We start from the raw sequence: 16,116 nt of genomic DNA, 5'->3' as shown, positions 1-16,116 counted from the left end.
CCGTCGGATCCTGAACGAGTCGGAAGAGGGAGGCCGGGACCGTGCGTGTCCTGCTCCGCGTTCTCGCGCCGCTGCTGAGCCTGGTGGTGGCCGCGATCGGCGCGCTCGTCGTCGTCGAGGTGGTGGCCGCCTGGGTCGGCCGGGTCTCCGGCGCCGGGCTGCTCGTCCCCTGGCGGGACTGGCGCACCACCGTCCAGAACACCCTGTGGACCGCCCAGCCGGTGCTCTGGATCGCCGTGGGGGTGATCGTCGCCGGGGCCGTGCTGCTGCTCGTCGGGCTGCTCGCCCGTCGCCACGACGTCGCCCTCGACGCGCCGTCGCCCGGGCTCACCGTCGCCACCGCGCCGCGGGTGCTGGCCCGGCTGGTCGGCACCCGGGTCCGGGCCGCGGACCCGGTCACCGCGGCGTCGGTGACCGCGTCGGCCCGGTCGGTCGTGGTGAACGCCCGCGGCCGCGGCGACACCGACGCGCTGCGCGAGGCGGCCCGCGGTGCCGCCTCCGGCGTCCTCGACGCGCTGCCCCTCGCGCGGCGTCCGCGCCTCACCGTGCGCGCCACCCCGGAGCAGCCGGGCTCGAAGGGAGTGCAGTGATGGCCGACGCCGTGACCTCGACGGGGAGCACGCCGGGGACCTCCGGCCCGAACCCGCGCCGCGCCGCCCGGACCGCGCGGCGCGCCCAGTACCGCTCCGCGGGCGGCGCCCGCGGCGGGCTCGTCCTGCTCGGCGTGGTGCTGCTCGCCGTCGGCGTGCTCACCGTGCTGCTGGTGACCGGGGTCTTCGGGCGGGGCCGCCCGCAGCGCCCGCTGCTGGACCCGGTGGTCGAGCAGTTCCTGCTGGCCAACGGCACCGCCGCCCGCCTGGTCGCGATCCTGGCCGGTCTCGTGCTGGTGCTGCTCGGGGTCTGGTGGACCGCGCGGTCGCTGCGCCCGGAGAGCCGGCCGGACCTGGTCCTGGACGGCGGCCCGGACACCGAGATCCGGATCGGCGCCTCCGCCGCGGCCGACGCCGTCGCCGACGGGGCCGCCACGCTGCCCGGGGTGACCCGGGCCCGCGCCCGGATGGTCGGCAGCACCTCCGCGCCCGCGGTGCGCGCCACCGTGTGGGTCGGCGAGGACGTCGCCGACGGGGAGGTCAGCGAGATCTGCCGCCGCCTCGACGCCGAGATCCTGCCCGGGATCCGCGACGCACTGGGGATGGCGGACCTGCCCGTCGCGGTGCGCCTGGAGCTGGACGCGGCCCGCCGCGACGACCGCCCGCGGGTCTCCTGACCCACCGGCCGGGTCCGTGACCCGGCTCACAGGGGCCGGACCGGTCGACGACCGTACGGTCGTCGGCATGAGCGCAGTGCTGGACGGCAGGACGGCCCTCGTCACCGGGGCGGGCAGCGGGATCGGGGCCGCCGTGGCCCGCAGGCTCGTCGCCGACGGGGCGAGGGTGTACGCGGTGGACCTCGCCGAGGACCGGGTGGCCCCACTGGCCGCCCAGAGCGACCTGGTCACGCCGCTGGGCTGCGACCTGTCCGACCTCGACGCCGTGGAGCAGCTGCCCACCGACGTCGACATCCTGGTCAACAACGCCGGCCGCCAGCACGTCTCGCGGCTGGAGGAGTTCGACCCGGAGATGTTCTCGAACATCCTGCGCCTGATGCTGGAGTCGCCGTTCCGGCTGATCCGCCGGTCGCTGCCGCACATGTACGCCCGTGGCTGGGGGCGGGTCGTGAACATCTCCTCCGCGCACGGCCTGCGGGCCTCGCCGTACAAGTCCGCCTACGTCTCGGCCAAGCACGGCCTGGAGGGCCTGTCGAAGGTCACCGCGCTGGAGGGCGCCGAGCACGGCGTCACCAGCAACTGCATCAACCCCGCCTACGTGCGCACGCCGCTGGTCGAGGCCCAGATCGCCGACCAGGCCCGCACGCACGGGATCTCCGAGGACGAGGTCGTCACGAAGATCATGCTCACCCCGGTGGCGGTGAAGCGGCTGATCGAGCCCGCCGAGACCGCGGAGCTGGCCGCGCTGCTGTGGGGGCCGGCGTCGGCGTCGATCACCGGCACGTCGCTGTCCCAGGACGGCGGCTGGACCGCCCGGTAGGGGGTGCGGGCGCTCACCGCGGCCACACCCCGGTACGGGCATGATCGGTGCTCGTGCGGCGGTGGAGTGTGCTCGGGGTCCTGCTGCTCGCCGTACTGCTGCTCGCCGGGTGTGCGGTCGGGCCGTCGCAGCGGCCGCCGGTGGCGGTGCGGGGCGAACAGCTGCCCGCCGCGCCCCCGACGTCGGCCGCGGGCCCGCCCGCCGACCCGGACCTGCTGCCCGACTCCGACCCGGTCCGCACCACCGGGTTCACCGACTGCACCGCCGACACGGCCGCGGCGCTGACCACGGCGGGCACCCCGCTGCCCGCCGGGCGCGTGCTGTCCGTCGGCTGCGCCCGGCTGACCGTGCCCGCCGACCGGGACCGTCCCGAGCTGGGCCCGGCCCGGCTCGGCCTGACCCGGGTCACGACACCCGGCGCGGCGGACGGGCGCCCGGCGCTGGTCGTGCTGGGTGACACCGGCACCGACGGGTCCGCACGGGCGGCGGTGAGCCTCGCCGCCCGGCTCCCCACCGCCGTCCTCGACCGCTACCAGGTGATCGGCGTGGACCGCCGCGGCGCCGGGGAGGACCTGCTCGACTGCGCCCCGGTCGACGCCCGCGCCGCCCTGCTCGACGCCGGGCCGGACCGTCGCGACGAGGCCGCCATGACGGCGCTGCTGGAGCGGGCCCGCGAGGTCGTGCAGGACTGCAACCTGCTGCTGTCGGGCACGGTGACCAGCTACCGCGCCGCGAGCGGTGCCGACGACCTGGAGTCGCTGCGGTCCGTGCTGGGCGCGGCCCGGCTGGACCTGCTCGCCGTCGGCGACGGTGCCGACGCGGCGGCCGCCTGGATCGGCGCCCACCCGGGCTCCGTCGGGCGGGTCGTGCTCGACGGGCCCGGTGACCCCACCCTCGACGAGCCGGCCCGGACCGAGACCACGACCGCGGCGGCGGAGAAGGCCTTCGACGCCTTCGCCGGGGCCTGCACCGCGTCGCCGACCTGCCCGCTGGGTCCCGACCCGCGCGGCTACCTCGACGAGCTCGTGTTCCGGCTGTCCCGCACCGCGCTGTCCGTCGGCGACGGCGACGCGGTCACCGCGGGCGCGACGCTGCGCGCGGTCCGGTCGGTCATGTCCCAGCCCGCGCGCTGGCCGGAGCTGCAGTCCGCGCTGGTCGCGGCCGGCGACGGCGACCCGGCGGGGCTGGTCCGCATCCTCGCCCCGCTCGGGGGTCCGCAGGGCCGTTTCGACGCCACCCTGGCCACCCGGTGCAACGACAGCCGGGTGCGGGTCACCCCGGGTGAGGCCGCGGACCTGGCCGGGCAGTGGGCGCAGCGCTTCCCGCTGTTCGGGGTCGCGGCGGCGCAGGAGCTCGTGGCCTGCGGGCCGTGGCCGTCGGGCGGGCCGGTCACCCCGGCGGCGCCGCGGGGCGCTCCCCCGCCCCCGGTCGTCGTGATCGGGACCGCGCAGGACCCGCGGTCGCCGCAGAGCGGTGCCGAGCGGACCGCCCAGCAGCTCGCGACGGGGCGGCTGGTGCGCTGGCAGGGCAGCGGGACCGGGGCCTACCCGCGCACCCCGTGCGTCACCGACGTGGTCGACCGGGCGCTGCTGACCGGCCGGGCGCCCTCCCAGCCCGTGGTCTGCCCGCCGTAACCGCGTGCTCCGGGCGGCTCACCCTGGGTAGGTCCGGACCATGGTCGGGATGCGACGAAACCGGCGCAGAAGGTCACGATTGCGTATCCGCCGATTTCCGGGACGGTTGCGGGAACAGCGTTGTCGCCCATCCTCACCTGCGACAACGGGCGTACGAAACGTTTCCGGAATGGCTACGCCATCGTCGCGGAACAGTCCGTTCGGCTTACCGGGGCCACCGTTCTGCGGCTAGGCTCCGTCCGGCGAGCGGGAGACCGCAGGTCGTGCCCACCACACCGGTGGGCGTACGCGAACTCCCGGTCACGTCGTTCGGGTGGGTGTAACGCCGAACGGACCCGACGACGAGTGGTGCGGAAGGACCGTGCTCCTGCCCCGAGCGGCGGGCACGGACCCCGGGCGGAAGGAGCACGGTGGATTTCTTCACCTATGTCGGCACCCAGCTGAACCAGTTGGTGTTCTACGGCCAGCAGCATTTCCTGCTGGTCGCGATCTCGGTCGGAATCGCGGTCGTGATCTCGTTGGTGGCGGGCACCCTGCTGCACACCAATCGGCTGACTCCCGACTCGTGGAGCCGGCCGGTCCGGGCGGGCTCCCGTGAGGCGTTGCTGATCGTGTTCTCCGCGGCGCTGACGATCCCGTCGCTGGCGCTGTTCGGTCTGCTGCAGCCGATCCTGGGGCTCGGCATCACGCCGTCGCTGACGGCGCTGACGATCTACGCGATCTACCCGGTGCTGCGTAACGTCGTGGCCGGGCTCTCCTCGGTGGACGACGCCGTCCTCGAGTCCGCCCGCGGGATGGGGATGGGCTCGGTCCGGCGGATGTTCACCATCCAGCTGCCGCTGGCCTGGCCGGTGATCCTCTCCGGCATCCGGGTCGCCGTCCTGATCATCATCGGTATCGCGGTCGTCGCCGGCGCCATCAACGGCCCGGGCTTCGGCTCCTCGCTCTTCCTCGGCCTGCAACGGCTGGGATCGGTCAACTCGTTCAACCAGGTTCTGGCGGCCACGCTCGGCTGCCTCGTCGTGGCTGCGGTCTACGAGGTCGTCTTCTGGATCGTGCAGCGTTTCACCACCCCGAGGGGGATCCGTGTCTGATTCCGGCAAGCCGATGATCGCTCTCGAAGGCATCAGCAAGACCTATCCGAAGTCCACCGCCCCGGCCGTGCAGGAGCTCGACCTGCACGTACCCGAGGGCACCATCTCGATGTTCATCGGGCCGTCCGGCTGCGGCAAGACGACCACGCTGAAGATGATGAACCGGCTCATCGAGCCCACCACCGGCCGCATCCTGCTCGACGGCGACGACGTCACCGACGTCAACGCCGACGAGCTGCGCCGCCGCATCGGCTACGTCATCCAGCAGGTCGGCCTGTTCCCGCACTTCACGATCGGCGACAACATCGCCGTCGTCCCGCGGATCCTCGGCTGGGACCGCAACCGGATCACCGCCCGGGTCGACGAGCTGCTCCACCTGGTCGGGCTCGAGCCGAAGATGTACCGCGACCGCTACCCCCGCCAGCTCTCCGGCGGCCAGCAGCAGCGCGTCGGCGTCGCCCGCGGGCTCGCCGCGGACCCGTCGGTGATGCTGATGGACGAGCCGTTCGGCGCGATCGACCCGATCACCCGCGAGCGCATCCAGGACGAGTTCCTCGAGCTGCAGCAGCAGATCGCCAAGACCATCTGCTTCGTCACCCACGACCTCACCGAGGCGGTCAAGCTCGGCGACCGGATCGCGGTGTTCGGGCCCGGCGGCACGCTGCAGCAGTACGACACGCCCGACATGATCCTGACCCACCCGGCCAACGACTTCGTCGCCGAGTTCGTCGGCGCCGGCGCCGCGGTCCGACGGCTGTCGCTGCTGGAGCTGTCCCGCCTGGAGCTGCAGTCGGTCGACCTCGACGGGACCGCCGCCCGCAACGGCTCCCCCACCTACGAGGCCGACGCCGAGGGCCGCCCGGTGCGCTGGGCGTACCTGCCGGGCACCGCCGACCTGCCGAAGCTGGTGACGGTCCCGCGCACCGGCACCGTCTACGACGCCGTCGACGTCATGCTCGACTCCCAGACCGAGCTGGTCGGTGTGGTCGACGAGCAGCAGAAGCTGCAGGGCGCGCTCTGGTGGCGCGACCTGGTCGAGGGCCTCAAGACCAAGGCCGGTTCGTGAGCGCCCCCGCCGCCGAGGAGACCGGCGCGGCCGCGCCGTCCGGGTCGCCCTCGGCCGAGCCGGCCGTCCGCAGGACGCGGCGGCTGGACCGGTCGCTCATCGTCAACCCGCTCATCGCCGTCGCCGGCGTGGTGCTGGTCCTGATCTACGCCGCGTCCCGGGGGCTCGACGACGTCGAGGCCTCGGTCATCAACGCGTCCTCGCTCGGGCAGCGGCTCGGCGAGCACCTGGTCCTGACCGGGCTGTCCACCCTCGTCGTGATCATCGTGGCGATCCCGGCCGGCATCGCGATCAGCCGTCCGTCCGCGCGTCGCATCCAGCGTCCGATCCTGGCGTTCACCGGGTTCATGCAGGCGCTGCCCGCGTTCGGTGTGATCGTGCTGCTCGCGTTCTCCCCGCTCGGTCTCGGCCTGCCGACGGCCGTCGTCGCGCTCGCGCTGGCCGCGCTGCTGCCGGTGCTCACCAACACCGTCGTCGGTCTGCAGCAGGTCGACAAGGCGCTGATCGAGGCCTCCCGCGGCATCGGGATGTCGGCGCGGCAGACGCTGCTGCGCGTCGAGCTGCCGCTGGCGACGCCGGTCATGGTCGCCGGTGTCCGCGTCGCGCTCGTCCTGAACGTCGGCACCGCGGCCCTGGCCACCTACGTCGGCGCCGGCGGTCTCGGCGAGCCGATCAAGGGGATGCTCGAGCTCGGCCGCCCCACCGGAACCCTCGTCGCGGCGACCATCGTCGCCGCGCTGGCCCTGATCGTGGACTGGCTCGCCGGTCTCGCCGAGTACGCCGTCCGCCGCAACGCCGGCTGACGCGGGCCCCCGCTCGCCCCCGAATCCCCGCAGTACCGCATTCCCTGGAGGACACGTGAAGTTCGGACGATCCCGGCGTCTCGCCCTGACGGCGATGGCCGCCGCGGCGGCGCTCGCCCTGGCGGGCTGTGGCGGCCTGAGCGGCAGCGGCCCCTCGGCCTCGGGCGGCTCCCTGGCCCAGGCCGGCAACCTGAGCGGACAGAACTACGTCGTCGGCGGCAAGAACTTCGACGAGCAGCTGGTGCTCTGCCAGATCACCGTCGCCGCCCTCGAGTCGGCAGGCGGCAGCGTCACCGACCGCTGCAACACCGGTGGCACCGACGTCACCCGCCAGGCACTGCTGGCCGGGGACATCAACATCTACTGGGAGTACACCGGTACCGCCTGGGCGTCCTTCTTCAAGGAGACCCGCCGGATCACCGACGACAACGAGCTCTACAACCTCGTCGCCCAGCGCGACCTGGAGCAGAACAAGATCCAGTGGCTGGACAAGGCCAACTTCAACAACACCTACGCCTTCGCCATGACCGAGGCGAAGTCGCAGGAGCTCGGCATCACGACGCTGTCGCAGATGGCGGACTACATCAAGGCGGGCAAGGCGCCGGCCGGCTCGATGTGCGTGGAGACCGAGTACAACTCGCGTGACGACGGCCTGCGCGGCCTGGAGAAGACCTACGGCTTCACCGCCCAGAACCCGCAGGTGCTCGCCACCGGCGTGATCTACCAGGCGACCGCCGACAACAAGTGCCTGTTCGGCGAGGTCTTCACCACCGACGGCCGCATCCCCGGCCTGAAGCTCAAGGTCCTCGACGACGACAAGAAGTACCACGTCACCTACAACGCGGCGCCGACCATCCGGGCCGACGTCTACAACGCCAACCCCGCCGTCCGGCAGGTGCTGGCGCCGATCGCCCAGGCCCTGGACTACAACACCATCCTCGACCTGAACGGCAAGGTGTCCTCCTTCGGCCAGAACGAGCGCGACGTCGCCCGTGAGTGGCTGACCCAGAAGGGCTTCATCGGCTGAGGTGTCCCGGTACGCCCACCGCGTCCCCGCCCCGGCTCCACCGGGTGCGGGGACGCGGTGTGTTCCGGGTCGATCACCGTGTGTGCGTGGGCGTTGCGCCGACGGACGGAACGTGGTCGGCTGGCCGGACCACCCATCCCCGCGAACCAGGACGATCCCGTGAGTCCCTTCCCCGGCCGCAGGCTGCGGACGCTGGTCCCGGCCCTGCTCGCCGTCGCGCTGCTGGCGGGCGGCTGCACCGGGCTCGCCGGAGGCGGGCCGCGGGCCTCCGCCGGATCGCTCGCCCCGCGCGTCGACCTGTCCGGCCGGACCTACGTCGTCGGGTCGAAGAACTTCGACGAACAGCAGATCCTCTGCCAGATCTCGATCGCGGCGCTGGAGTCCGCCGGGGCGTCGGTGACCGACCGGTGCAACGTCGGGGGCTCCGACGTGACCCGGCAGGCGCTGCTGTCCGGGGACATCTCGACCTACTGGGAGTACACCGGCACGGCGTGGGCGTCGTACCTGCGCGAGACCCGTCCCCTCCCCGACGACCAGGTCCTCGCCGAGCTGCGCACCCGCGACCGCGCGCAGAACGGCGTGGTGTGGCTGGACCGCGCCGGGTTCGACAACACGTACTCCTTCGTCGTCGACGGGGCGACCGCGGCGCGGCTGAACCTGAACACGATCAGCGACATGGCCGCCTACGTCCGCTCCGGACAGCCCGGCGACGTCTGCGTCGAGACCGAGTACGCCTCCCGCGCCGACGGCCTCGCCGGGCTCCAGCGCGCCTACGGCTTCGAGCTCCCCCGCGACCGCCGCGAGACCCTCGAACAGGGTCTGATCTTCCAGTCCACCGCCGACGGCGTCTGCCTGTTCGGCGAGGTCGCCGCCACCGACGGCCGCATCCCGGCGCTGGGCCTGAAGGTCCTCACCGACGACCGCGGCTACCACATCACCTACAGCGCGGTCCCGGTCTTCCGGGCCGACGTGTTCGACCGGGCCCCGCAGGTCGCCGACCTGTTCGCCCCGATCACCGCGGCCCTGGACCAGCAGACCATGCAGCAGCTCAACGGCCGGGTCTCCGCAGGCGGGCAGAGCCCCCGTGACGTCGCGCGGGCCTGGCTGGCCGAGCGCGGGTTCATCGGGAGCTGAGCCGTGGCGCGCCGGCAGGTCGACGAGGTCCGCGAGGGCGTGGAGCTCACCAGTCTCGACGTCGAGGCCTTCGACGGCGCCGGCGTCACCAAACGGGCCCTGCTCGACCATCTCGACGCCGTCGCCGCGCTGCTGCTGCCCGCGCTGGCCGAGCGGCCCCTGTCGGTGGTGCGGGCCCGCCCCGGCCAGGCGCCGTTCATGCAGAAGAACCTCCCGCGCGGGGCGCCCGACTGGATCCCCACCGTGGACGTGTGGGCGGACTCGTCGCAGCGCACCGTGCACTACCCGCTCTGCCACGACCGCCGCACGCTGCTGTGGTTCGGCAACCAGCGCGCCGTCGAGTTCCACCCGACGCTCGTGCCGCACGGTGCGACGACCACCGGCGAGCTCGTCGTCGACCTCGACCCGCCCGACGGCGCCGGCTTCGACCGGGTCGTCGCGGCCGCGCACCCGGTCCGGGCGGCGCTGGCCGAGCTGGGCCTCGCCGCCGCGGTGAAGACCAGCGGCGCGACCGGCCTGCACCTGGTGGTCCCGCTGTCGGACCCGCTCCCGGTCGACGACGCGTTCGCCGCGACCCGCGCGGTGTGCGCCCGTGCCGCGGCGCTGGCCCCCGACGTCGCGACGACCGCGTTCATCCGGGACGACCGCGGCGGCCGGGTCTTCCTCGACCCGACGCGCGTGGGCGGAGCCACCCTCGCCGCGCCCTACAGCCCGCGGGCCCGCCCCGGCCTGCCGGTGTCGTTCCCCCTCACCTGGGACGAGCTGGACCGCGTCACGCCCGCCGACTTCACGGTGGGCACGGTGGCCGGGCTGCTCGCGGGCCGTCCGACCTGGGCGGAGCTGCGGCCCGCGCCGGCCCCGCTGCCGGAGGTCCTGCTCACCGAGGGCCGGGCGATCCCGGTGCCGCGGGTCGCGGCCATGCACGAGGGGAAGCGCCGCAAGCGCGCCCGCGAACGCGGTGAGTGATCACTCGTCGATGTCGCCGCGGGCGCGCCGGTAGATCCACCGGTCGGCGTCGGCGTGCGGACCGATCAGGACGTAGCCCCTCGGGTCCCCGCCGGGGTCGGACAGCTCGATCGTCCGCGGCGGACGGCCCGTGGCGTCGGGGTCGATGCGCACCTGCTCGCCGGCATAGGGGCCGTCGTCGATGACCGCGTACATGGCAGACGATTGTGCCACCCCGGGCGCCCCGCCCGGCCCCGTCGGACGAGGGGGCCGGGCGGGGCGTGGACTCAGCAGTTGCCGTAGGAGTTGGTGGTGCCCGCGCGGGTCACCACCCCGGTGGCGGTGTCGGCGACGACGACCGGGATCCCCAGTGGACCGTTGCCGTTGCGGTAGACGTCGCGCAGCGTCGTCGACGGGACGACCCCGGCCCCGTCGGCCCGCGCGACGCCCGCCCGGATCGTGCCGTACCCGGGGACGCCGACGCTCCAGAACCACTGCTCGGCGCCGGGGGTGGCCCGCCCGCTGCCGTACATGTAGCAGGACAGCTGGTCACGGCTGTTGGTGATCGACACCCGTCCGTACGGGACGCCGGCGGGGTCGGCGAGGTTGAGCACGCCGTTGCCGTTCTCGCTCCGCACCCGGTCCCGGGCCGCGCCGGAGAACGACACGCAGACGTGGTCGGAGGGCTGGGCCTCCCGCCACACGAAGCCCGGCTTGCAGGTGTCCGGGCCGTACGGTCCGGACCCGGCGCGGTTCGCGGGGCCCGCCGCGGTCTCGGCGCGGGCGGTGGTGCGCGAGGCGACGCTCACGCAGACCGGGTCGCTCGGCCCGATCTCCCGCCACACGAAGCCGCTCTTGCAGGTGTAGGGGCCGTAGGGCAGCGCAGCGGGCGCCGGGCCCGCCGGGGCGGGCGCCGTCGGCGGGGCGGCGAGCGCGGTGCCGGCGCCGCCGGCGAGCAGCGCGGCACCGAGCGCCGCGGCCACGCCGAGGCGACGGACGGCACCGAGCGCCGCCCGGGGCCGTCGGGTCCCGGCCGGCCGGCCGGTGGTCGTCGTGGGTGTCGTCGTCGGTGTCGTCATCGGTGTCGTCATCGTGGATGTCCCCTCACCCCGGGCGCTCCGCCGGCGGTGTCGCCGTGTCCCGGTGCCGTCCGATCCTGGGCACCGGCGGCGTCCGCGGAATCGGCGCGGCGGCGTATCCCGGCGCTGCCGCAACGGTTCGACCGCGCGTACCGCAGAGAGTTGATGACACGGGTCGGTGGGCCCGCGAGGCTGATCGACATGACCGACTCACTCGTGGCGATCCTCCTGGCGGGCGCCGGCGGCCGCCCGGAGCTCGGCGGTACCGGAACCCTGGTGACGCCCACCGCCGTCCTCGTCCACCCACCGCTGTCGCGACGGCTGCGGGCCGGCGAGGGCCCCGCACCCGTCCGGGTCGCGGTGTGCGGCTGGGACCCGGCCGGGACCGAGGTGATCGACGTCGCGGGGGTGCAGGTCAGCGGCCGGTCCCCGGCCGGGGCGGACGAGCCGGTCGTCGGGCTGGTGCTGGCGACGCCGTCGTCGCGGGCCGGGACAGACGGCTTCGGCAGCGAGGAGGCGGTCGCGGCGCACCTGCTCACCCCGTACGACGCCGTGACCCGCCCGGCCGCCCCCGCCGTCGACCCGGGTGCCACGGTCGACCCGGGTCCCGGTGGGCGGTCCGGTGGGACCGGTGACCCGTCCCCCGGTCGCGGTGTCCCGGACTCCGGCGACGCGGAGGAGGACGGCACGGGCGTCGGCACCGGGCCGCCGGCCGGCCCGGGTGACGGCGAGGGCGGGCGTCGGCCGCCGCCGGAGTCCCCGTCGATCCTGTGCAGCTTCCTCGGGATCTTCTGCCGGTAGGGACGTGATGACCACCCGGCGCCGCTCGGTCGGCGAGATCCTGGTCGTCGGGCTGGCGGTCGGGGCCGACCTCTACGTGCACGGCGGCGACAGCAGGCTGCGCGGCGGCGGGGAGCTCCCGGCGTGGGTGGTGCCGGTCGTCGAGGTGGTCGTGCTGGCGACGCTGCTGCTCCGGTGGCGGTACCCGTACCGGGTGTTCGCCCTCCAGTGGTGCTGGGCGCTGGCCGGGCTGGTGCTGCCCGGGTTCGCGCCGTTCGCGGGGCTCCTCGTGGCGCTGCACGCCGTCGCCTGCCGGGCGCCGGCCCGGTACTCGCTCGCGGTGCTCGCGGCGAGCCCGGTCCCGCTCGCGGTGAGCAACGCCAACGCCGCCGGTGGGGTGGGGTCGCGCTTCTTCGCCGCGCTGTGCCTGGCCTGGGCCGTCGTCCTCGCCGCGGTCTGGGCGGTCGGGCGGCTCACCCACCTCGCCGAGCGGCGGACACGGCTGGTGGAGCAGCTGCGCGAGCGCGACGCCGCCGACGCCGTCCGGGCCGAGCGGCTGCACCTGGCCCGGGAGCTGCACGACATCGTGGCGCACACGGTCAGCGCGATGGTCCTGCAGACCGCGGGGGCCCGGGCCCGCCTGACCGCGGGCCCCGACGACGACCCGACCCGGGCCGAGGTGGTCGCCGCGCTGGCGGCGGTGGAGGCGAGCGGGGTGACGGCCATGACCGAGATGCACCGGATGCTGGGGCTGCTGCGCGCGCACTCCCCCGGCCCGGACCCGGCCGGGGACGGCGTCGTCGCACCGCGCCTGGCCGACGTGCCGCACCTGCTGGAGACCTCCCGCGCGTCCGGGCTCGACGTCGAGCACGTCGTCGACGGCACTCCGGGCCGGGCCGACCCGAGCGTGGAGCTGACCGCCTTCCGGGTCGTGCAGGAGGGGCTCGCCAACGCGATCAAGCACGGTGGCGCCGGGGCTCTGGTCCGGGTGCACGAGCTGTGGGAGCCCGGACGGCTGCGGATCACCGTGCGCAGCTCCCCGGGGATCGCCGGCCCGGACCACGGGCTGCCGGTCGGCGGGCACGGGCTGCGCGGGCTCGCCGAACGGGCCGCGCTGGTCGGCGGGCACATCGAGTCCGGCCCGGGCGGCGACGGCTTCGTGCTGCGTGCCGAGCTCCCGCTCGACGGCTCCGGGGCGGGGGCGCGGTGACCGTCACCGTGGTCGTCGCCGACGACGACCCGCTCGTCCGCACCGGTGTGGGCATGCTCCTGCGCAGTGCCCCGGACCTGGCCGTGGTCGGTGAGGCCGCCGACGGCGCCGCCGCGGTCGAGCTGGTGCGGCGCGACCGCCCGGACGTCGTCGTGATGGATCTGCGGATGCCGGGCACCGACGGGACCGCCGCCACGCGGGCGATCACCGCGGACCGGGCCGACGACCCGGACCTGCTGACCCGCGTACTGGTGCTGACCACCTTCCACGACGACGACGCCGTGTACGGCGCCCTGCGTGCGGGTGCCAGCGGCTACCTGCTCAAGCACGCGGCGCCGGCCGACCTGGTCACGGCGGTACGCCGGGTCGCGGCGGGCGACGCGTGGCTCGACCCGGCGGTCGCGAGCCGGGTGATCGCCGCGCTCGTGGCCACCGACCCCGACCGCGACGACCCTCCCCAGCTGTTGGCCCGGCTGACCGCGCGGGAGCGCGAGGTGCTGACCCTCATGGCGCACGGACGGTCCAACGACGAGATCGCCGCGGGGCTCGTGCTGTCCGGTGCGACGGTCCGCACCCACGTCAACCGGATCCTGATGAAGACCGGGTCGGGGAACCGGACGAACGCGGTGATCCTCGCCTTCCGCAGCGGGCTGGTGGACCCGCGGCGGTGAGGGCGCTCAGTCCTGCTTCCGCGCCCGGCTGGGCTGCACCCGCAGCGGCTCGCCGGGCATCTTGGGGTACTCCGGCGGGTAGGGCAGGTCCCCCAGCCCCCGCTCGGCCTCGTCCTCGGCGTACCACTCCAGCGCGGTCGCGCAGCTCCCCCGGTCCTCGCCCGCGCCGGCGTGCGGGTCGCCGTGGCGCTCCAGCAGCCCGGGCACGGTGCGCAGGGTGAACCCGGCGGGGTCGACCTCGGGCAGGTCGTCCCAGGTGACCGGCATGGAGACGGTCGCGGCGGGCAGCCCGCGCACCGACCAGGCCGAGGCGATGGTGCGGTCGCGGGCGGCCTGGTTGTAGTCGAGGAACACCCGCTCGCCGCGCTCCTCCTTCCACCAGTCGACGGTGGCGAGCTCCGGGATGCGCCGGCAGACGCGGCGGGCGAGCGCGATGACCGCGTGCCGGACCTGCACGAAGTCCCACTCGGGCCGGATCGGGCAGGCGACGTGCACGCCCCGCCCGCCGGAGGTCTTGGCCCATCCGGTCAGCCCGGCCTCGGTGAGGACCTCGCGCAGCGCCTGCGCGACGACGACGGCGTCGCCGAAGTCGGTGCCCGGCTGCGGGTCGAGGTCGATGCGCAGCTCGTCGGGGTGCTCGGTGTCGGGGCAGCGGACCGGCCACGGGTGGAAGTCGAGGGTGTTGAGGTTCGCCGCCCAGACGATCGTCGCGGGCTCGGTGACCGACACCGACTCGGCGGTACGGCCGCTGGGGAAGGTCACCGTGCAGGTCCGCACCCAGTCCGGCGCGCCCTTCGGGACGCGTTTGACGAAGAACGGCTCGCCGTCCACCCCGGAGTTGAACCGCTTCAGGTTCGTGGGGCGGTCGCGCAGCGCGGCGGCCATGGGCTCCCCCACCGCGACGTAGTACTCGACCACCTCGCGCTTGGTGATGCCGAGCTCGCCGAACACGACCTTGTCCGGGCTGGTCAGGCGGACCTCACGCGGCCCGTCGGGCCCGTCCACCTGCAGCATCACGACCTCACGGCTCGCCACCCGGCGAACCTACCCCCGGCGTCTATCGTGTGCCCATGAGTTCCGACCGGTCCCCCCGGTTCGACGACGACCTGCTGGGCCTCGACCCGGACGACCCGGAGGCGCGGGCGTTCGCCGCGCACCTGGACCGCATGCAGCGGGTGCCGTCGTGCTCGGTGGAGGGCTACATCCGCGGCGTCGGGGACTTCGCGGAGTCGGCGAACCGGCTCCGGGGGCCGCAGCGCGCCGCCGCCGTCGGGGTGACGGTGCTGCTGCTGCTCGTCGCGGCCTGGGTCATCGCGAACGCGGCCGGGTTCGTCGTCGCCACCTGGGTCTGACGACCGGCGGCGCACGACCGATCAACGGGTTACCGTGGATGCATGGGTCTGTTCAGCCGCAACACCACCACCTCCGACGCCGAGCTCCCGGCGGCGCCGGTGCAGAAGACCGACGACGAGTGGCGGGCCCAGCTCAGCCCGGAGGAGTACCAGGTGCTCCGCAAGGCCGGGACCGAGCGCCCGTTCACCGGTGAGTACACCGACACGACCACCACCGGCGTCTACCGCTGCCGGGCGTGCGGGGCGGAGCTGTTCCGCAGCGACTCCAAGTTCGAGTCGCACTGCGGGTGGCCGTCGTTCTTCACCCCGCTCGCGGGTGAGGCCGTCATCGAGCGCACCGACTCCAGCCTCGGCATGACGCGCACCGAGGTGCTGTGCGCGACCTGCCACGGCCACCTGGGCCACGTGTTCGCCGGGGAGGGCTACGGCACCCCCACCGACCTGCGCTACTGCATCAACTCGGTGTCGCTGACCCTCGAGCCCGCCGCGGAGTAGGGGCCGCCGGGCGGCGGTCCCCACCCGCCGCTCAGGGCAGGGACGCGACGAGGTCGCCGACCTCGACCCGCGGGCCGGTGTAGAACGGGATCTCCTCGCGGACGTGGCGGCGGGCCTCGGTGCCGCGCAGGTGCCGCATGAGGTCGACGATGCGGTACAGCTCGTCGGCCTCGAAGGCGAGGATCCACTCGTAGTCGCCGAGGGCGAAGGCCGGGACGGTGTTGGCGCGCACGTCGGCGTAGTCCCGGGCCTCCTTGCCGTGGTCGGCGAGCATCGTCCGACGCTCGGCGTCGGGCAGCAGGTACCACTCGTAGGACCGCACGAACGGGTAGACGCAGACGTAGCGCTTCGGGTCCTCACCGGCCATGAACGCCGGGACGTGGCTCTTGTTGAACTCCGCCGGGCGGTGCAGCGCGGTCTGGCTCCAGACCGGCACGCTCGCCCGGCCGAGCGCGGTGGTGCGGCGCAGGTCGGAGTAGGCGGCCTGCAGCGACTCGATCTCCGAGGCGTGCCACCAGATCATGTAGTCGGCGTCGTGCCGCACACCGGCGAGGTCGTAGACGCCGCGGACGGTGACGTCCTTGTTGGCGAGCGAGTCGAGGTACTCGGTCGCCTCGCGGGCGGCGGCCGAGCGGTCGTCGCCGAGGCGGCCGGGCTCGGCCCGGAAGACCGACCACATGGTGTAGCGGATGGTGTCGTTGATCGCTTTGACGTCCACGCGGGCCATGTCCGGCATGGT

General features: G+C 74.4%; 19 protein-coding genes. 15 read left to right on the top strand and 4 right to left on the bottom strand.

Going from position 1 to position 16,116, the window contains the following annotated elements; all coding sequences use genetic code 11:
- The first annotated feature begins 41 nt into the window (after positions 1–41).
- From ND486_RS21295 to ND486_RS21250, 10 genes are all read left to right on the top strand, one after another.
- The gene (locus tag ND486_RS21295; protein WP_251786154.1) at positions 42–590 is read left to right on the top strand and encodes a DUF6286 domain-containing protein; all 549 of its coding nucleotides are present in this window, start codon (positions 42–44) and stop codon (positions 588–590) included.
- A complete protein-coding gene (locus tag ND486_RS21290; RefSeq protein WP_208820195.1) occupies positions 590–1,267 on the top strand; it encodes an alkaline shock response membrane anchor protein AmaP in 678 nt (225 codons plus the stop codon). Before ND486_RS21295 ends, ND486_RS21290 begins: the two co-directional genes overlap by 1 nt.
- Before the next feature lie 67 nt (positions 1,268–1,334).
- Complete coding sequence (locus ND486_RS21285; RefSeq protein ID WP_178375173.1) at positions 1,335–2,087, top strand: 3-hydroxybutyrate dehydrogenase; 753 nt, start codon at positions 1,335–1,337, stop codon at positions 2,085–2,087.
- A 53-nt stretch (positions 2,088–2,140) separates the two neighbouring features.
- A complete protein-coding gene (locus ND486_RS21280; protein ID WP_251786152.1) occupies positions 2,141–3,721 on the top strand; it encodes an alpha/beta fold hydrolase in 1,581 nt (526 codons plus the stop codon).
- A gap of 410 nt (positions 3,722–4,131) precedes the next feature.
- Positions 4,132–4,815: an ABC transporter permease gene (locus ND486_RS21275; protein WP_062402406.1), complete on the top strand. Its 684-nt coding sequence runs from the start codon at positions 4,132–4,134 to the stop codon at positions 4,813–4,815.
- Positions 4,808–5,881, top strand: a complete 1,074-nt coding sequence (locus ND486_RS21270) for an ABC transporter ATP-binding protein (protein ID WP_374231537.1) — start codon at positions 4,808–4,810, stop codon at positions 5,879–5,881. The genes ND486_RS21275 and ND486_RS21270 overlap by 8 nt, the downstream gene beginning before the upstream one ends.
- Entirely contained in the window at positions 5,878–6,684 is an 807-nt protein-coding gene (locus ND486_RS21265) for an ABC transporter permease (RefSeq protein WP_251786150.1), read from the top strand. The genes ND486_RS21270 and ND486_RS21265 overlap by 4 nt, the downstream gene beginning before the upstream one ends.
- Before the next feature lie 55 nt (positions 6,685–6,739).
- Positions 6,740–7,711, top strand: a complete 972-nt coding sequence (locus ND486_RS21260) for a glycine betaine ABC transporter substrate-binding protein (RefSeq protein ID WP_251786149.1) — start codon at positions 6,740–6,742, stop codon at positions 7,709–7,711.
- Between the two features lie 159 nt (positions 7,712–7,870).
- Entirely contained in the window at positions 7,871–8,845 is a 975-nt protein-coding gene (locus ND486_RS21255; RefSeq protein WP_251786147.1) for a glycine betaine ABC transporter substrate-binding protein, read from the top strand.
- 3 nt (positions 8,846–8,848) lie between these two features.
- Positions 8,849–9,811: an ATP-dependent DNA ligase gene (locus ND486_RS21250; RefSeq protein WP_251786145.1), complete on the top strand. Its 963-nt coding sequence runs from the start codon at positions 8,849–8,851 to the stop codon at positions 9,809–9,811.
- Here ND486_RS21250 and ND486_RS21245 read toward each other — a convergent pair whose 3' ends face one another.
- Together ND486_RS21245 and ND486_RS21240 are read right to left on the bottom strand one after the other, a co-directional pair.
- Positions 9,812–10,006, bottom strand: coding sequence for a hypothetical protein (locus ND486_RS21245; RefSeq protein ID WP_062402385.1), 195 nt, complete (start codon positions 10,004–10,006; stop codon positions 9,812–9,814).
- Positions 10,007–10,077: 71 nt separating this feature from the next.
- Positions 10,078–10,869 (bottom strand): hypothetical protein, encoded by a 792-nt coding sequence (locus ND486_RS21240; protein ID WP_251786143.1) that lies wholly within the window; start codon positions 10,867–10,869, stop codon positions 10,078–10,080.
- Positions 10,870–11,070: 201 nt separating this feature from the next.
- Between ND486_RS21240 and ND486_RS21235 the strand changes: the two genes are divergently transcribed.
- Genes ND486_RS21235 through ND486_RS21225 form a run of 3 tightly spaced genes read left to right on the top strand, consistent with a single transcriptional unit; the run spans position 11,071 to position 13,530 of the window.
- Positions 11,071–11,670, top strand: coding sequence for a hypothetical protein (locus ND486_RS21235; protein ID WP_251786141.1), 600 nt, complete (start codon positions 11,071–11,073; stop codon positions 11,668–11,670).
- 7 nt (positions 11,671–11,677) lie between these two features.
- Positions 11,678–12,859: a sensor histidine kinase gene (locus ND486_RS21230; RefSeq protein WP_251786139.1), complete on the top strand. Its 1,182-nt coding sequence runs from the start codon at positions 11,678–11,680 to the stop codon at positions 12,857–12,859.
- Complete coding sequence (locus ND486_RS21225) at positions 12,856–13,530, top strand: response regulator transcription factor (RefSeq protein WP_251786137.1); 675 nt, start codon at positions 12,856–12,858, stop codon at positions 13,528–13,530. Before ND486_RS21230 ends, ND486_RS21225 begins: the two co-directional genes overlap by 4 nt.
- Before the next feature lie 6 nt (positions 13,531–13,536).
- On the opposite strand, the gene ligD is transcribed toward ND486_RS21225, so the two are convergent.
- Positions 13,537–14,565 carry a non-homologous end-joining DNA ligase gene (gene ligD, locus ND486_RS21220; RefSeq protein WP_374210268.1) on the bottom strand — a complete coding sequence of 343 codons (1,029 nt, stop codon included), beginning with the start codon at positions 14,563–14,565 and terminating at the stop codon, positions 13,537–13,539.
- 35 nt (positions 14,566–14,600) lie between these two features.
- Here ligD and ND486_RS21215 point away from each other — a divergent pair, with 35 nt between their 5' ends.
- Together ND486_RS21215 and msrB are read left to right on the top strand one after the other, a co-directional pair.
- Positions 14,601–14,882: a hypothetical protein gene (locus ND486_RS21215; RefSeq protein WP_062402379.1), complete on the top strand. Its 282-nt coding sequence runs from the start codon at positions 14,601–14,603 to the stop codon at positions 14,880–14,882.
- A gap of 42 nt (positions 14,883–14,924) precedes the next feature.
- Entirely contained in the window at positions 14,925–15,377 is a 453-nt protein-coding gene (gene msrB, locus ND486_RS21210) for a peptide-methionine (R)-S-oxide reductase MsrB (protein WP_083474690.1), read from the top strand.
- A gap of 31 nt (positions 15,378–15,408) precedes the next feature.
- On the opposite strand, the gene hemQ is transcribed toward msrB, so the two are convergent.
- Entirely contained in the window at positions 15,409–16,104 is a 696-nt protein-coding gene (gene hemQ / locus ND486_RS21205) for a hydrogen peroxide-dependent heme synthase (RefSeq protein ID WP_251786136.1), read from the bottom strand.
- Positions 16,105–16,116 lie beyond the last annotated feature (12 nt).

It is taken from the genome of Pseudonocardia sp. DR1-2 (genome assembly GCF_023717215.1).
GTDB lineage: Bacteria > Actinomycetota > Actinomycetes > Mycobacteriales > Pseudonocardiaceae > Pseudonocardia > Pseudonocardia alni.
Note: the sequence above shows the minus strand (reverse complement) of the source record. Positions and strands in the feature narration are given on the sequence as shown.